Raw genomic sequence first — 2258 nt, 5'->3', positions numbered from 1 at the left:
GCCGCCGGCGGGCGTGGCCCTGCCGCGCCCGCGGCCCTCTTGGTATGTAGACGAACGGCCCTATATCGACGCCATTAAGGCCATGTATCCCAACCTGGATACCGTGCTGGCGAGTTCGGACCGTCCGCACTGGATAGAAACCGATCCTACATTATTTTTCGAGGTCGGCGGACTGCCCGCGCGCAATATTTCCAATATCGGCTGGTTGCTGCCCGGCTACGACCGGATCAAGGCGGCGGGTATCAGCGCCATGCTGACCGGCGAAGGCGGCAATCCGGCCTGGAGCAACGACGGCTTACGCATGCTTAACACCCTGTTCCGTAACGGGCATTGGTTGCGTTTGGCCCGCGAGCTTCGGTTGGGCGACCGGCATCGGCCTTTCAGTTTCGATTGGACGGCGCTGTTAAGGCGGGAGGTGCTGAAACCGCTCGAACCGGTTTGGCTGACGAAATGGCGCCGGTCGCTTGGTCGTAGTAAAACCGAATTGTGGGCGGGCTTTAGCGCTATTAATCCCGCTTTTGCAAACGACATCGGTTTGGCGGAGCGATGCCGTCAAGCCGGGCACCATCCGGGTCTGGCCGGGCCGAATGACGCATTGAAAATGCGCTTGCACATGCTGCGGGGCTTGGAACATGGGCGCGACATATTTACCGCGCTGCGCGCGCTTTCCGGCATCGAAACCCGCTCGCCGCTGCTGGACGTGCGATTATTGGAGTTCTGTCTGTCGTTACCGGACGCACAGTTTTTTTGTAACGGCGAATTCCGCCGCCTGCCGCGCAGGGCCATGGTTGGGCGCTTACCTTCCCGAGTGTTGGAAAACAATCTCATCGGCAGCCAGAATCCGGAAATCATGCTGCGCATGGCCGCGTTGCGCCCCAGTCTGCTGGCGGAAGTCGAGCGTTTGAAACAGGTGCCGGCGGCGGTTTATATGCTGGATCTGGAGCGGTTGGCCGGCATTGTGCGAGCTTGGGATAACGTAACCGAAATTACCCAGACGCTGCCGCGCGCACTGCATGCCGGTTATTTCCTGCGCTGGATTGGGGCGGGAAACCTATAGCCCGCTGTATTTGTTTCCGATGGCATTCATGTTAGATTGTGCTATCCAATTCGTATCAGGAGTACGTCATGAGCACAGATAGCAACCGCAACGAAGATGGGCACTTCGGAGAGTCCGGCGAGTCGGCAAAGAAAACCTGGTTCGCGCCGCAACTTACCTCGGCGTCGATTGCGGGGTTGACCGAGAATCAATTGAGCCCGGGCAACGATGGATTAGGGTCATCCACTTTGTCGTAAAGGTTGTGCGCCGGGCTAGTAATAAACATCGGAGGGCCGTTGCCGTCAACGGCCCCCTCATTGCATTTGTAATGGTTATTCGGGAACCGGAAAAATACCGTTACAGGCAATGGCGTAAGTAAAGGCCAGCCAGGGTTGCCGGTTGTCATGCGGTTGGGCGCCGGTTCCTCCGCCAAGGTAAGGCGCTAAACTTTCCTCGGACAAGGAGGCGTTCTCGGTTAACGGTTGGTCGGTGTAAGCAAAATGTACCCCTCCCGGCGAAGCGCAGCGGCTGAGATGGGAAGTGCCGTTAGGTGCCGGATACGTGTCGGCGGCCTTTGCGTTAATGGCGGTAACGGAGTGATTGTGCGGCGGCATTTGATTTTGATTAAGCGTTACGTTTGCTTGGCCGCTTTGTTGCCCGAGCGTATGGTTTTGCAATCCCCGGCCCTGGCCTGTTCCCAGCATGGCCAGGCCCGGTAAATTGGGCAATTGGAAGGTGCTGCCGCCGTTCCCGCCGTAAGTGGTGCCGATCACTGCAAATAGCGCCGGATATTGCTGTGCGGTTAGCGTCGAGCCGTCGCACGGCAACCAGTTGCCGTCGCCGGGATAATAGCCGAAAGCGAAAGGGCGAATCTCGCCAATGTAAGGATCTGACATATCGGTTTTCTCCTAGGGTCTTTGGGGATAAATGCCCACGAGGGCGATAATATAGTTGGCCGCCATGCTGGGCATGCAATTCGGGTGCGCTTCCCCCGCGCCGCTGTATGACACGGTGTCGGTGCCGAGTACCTGGTCTTGGGAACCCTGTGTTTTCGTGGTCGCATAAAAACTATTAGGGTCGGGATTGGCATACAGCTTGTCCGCGGGCGCATTGGCGATTGCGGCGGCGGTGCTTACGCGGAAGGCGTGCGAGTGCGCCGGAGTTTGAGCAAGGGTCAGCGTGACCGCTTCGCTGCCGCCCCCGGAGGCGTAAGGCCGGTTGA

General features: G+C 58.6%; 4 protein-coding genes. 2 read left to right on the top strand and 2 right to left on the bottom strand.

The window, feature by feature from the left end:
• The coding region (locus NP596_RS21020; protein WP_256617340.1) for an asparagine synthase-related protein at window positions 1–1057 on the top strand (1057 nt) is incomplete at its 5' end.
• Window positions 1058–1125: 68 nt separating this feature from the next.
• Complete coding sequence (locus NP596_RS21015) at window positions 1126–1293, top strand: hypothetical protein (protein ID WP_256617339.1); 168 nt, start codon at window positions 1126–1128, stop codon at window positions 1291–1293.
• 75 nt (window positions 1294–1368) lie between these two features.
• On the opposite strand, the gene NP596_RS21010 is transcribed toward NP596_RS21015, so the two are convergent.
• Both NP596_RS21010 and NP596_RS21005 read right to left on the bottom strand, forming a co-directional pair.
• Window positions 1369–1932 carry a phage tail protein gene (locus tag NP596_RS21010; protein ID WP_256617338.1) on the bottom strand — a complete coding sequence of 188 codons (564 nt, stop codon included), beginning with the start codon at window positions 1930–1932 and terminating at the stop codon, window positions 1369–1371.
• 12 nt (window positions 1933–1944) lie between these two features.
• The coding region (locus tag NP596_RS21005; protein ID WP_371927996.1) for a phage tail protein at window positions 1945–2258 on the bottom strand (314 nt) is incomplete at its 5' end.

This window comes from Methylomonas rivi (assembly GCF_024505165.1).
GTDB classification, from domain to species: domain Bacteria; phylum Pseudomonadota; class Gammaproteobacteria; order Methylococcales; family Methylomonadaceae; genus Methylomonas; species Methylomonas rivi.
The sequence above is the reverse complement of the archived record's forward strand: the minus strand, read 5'-3'. Positions and strand labels throughout refer to the sequence as shown.

Coding starts and splice junctions, on each gene's coding strand:
- NP596_RS21015 (WP_256617339.1), top strand. CDS start 1,126: ATGAGCACAGATAGCAACCGCAACGAAGATGGGCACTTCGGAGAGTCC.
- NP596_RS21010 (WP_256617338.1), bottom strand. CDS start 1,932: ATGTCAGATCCTTACATTGGCGAGATTCGCCCTTTCGCTTTCGGCTAT.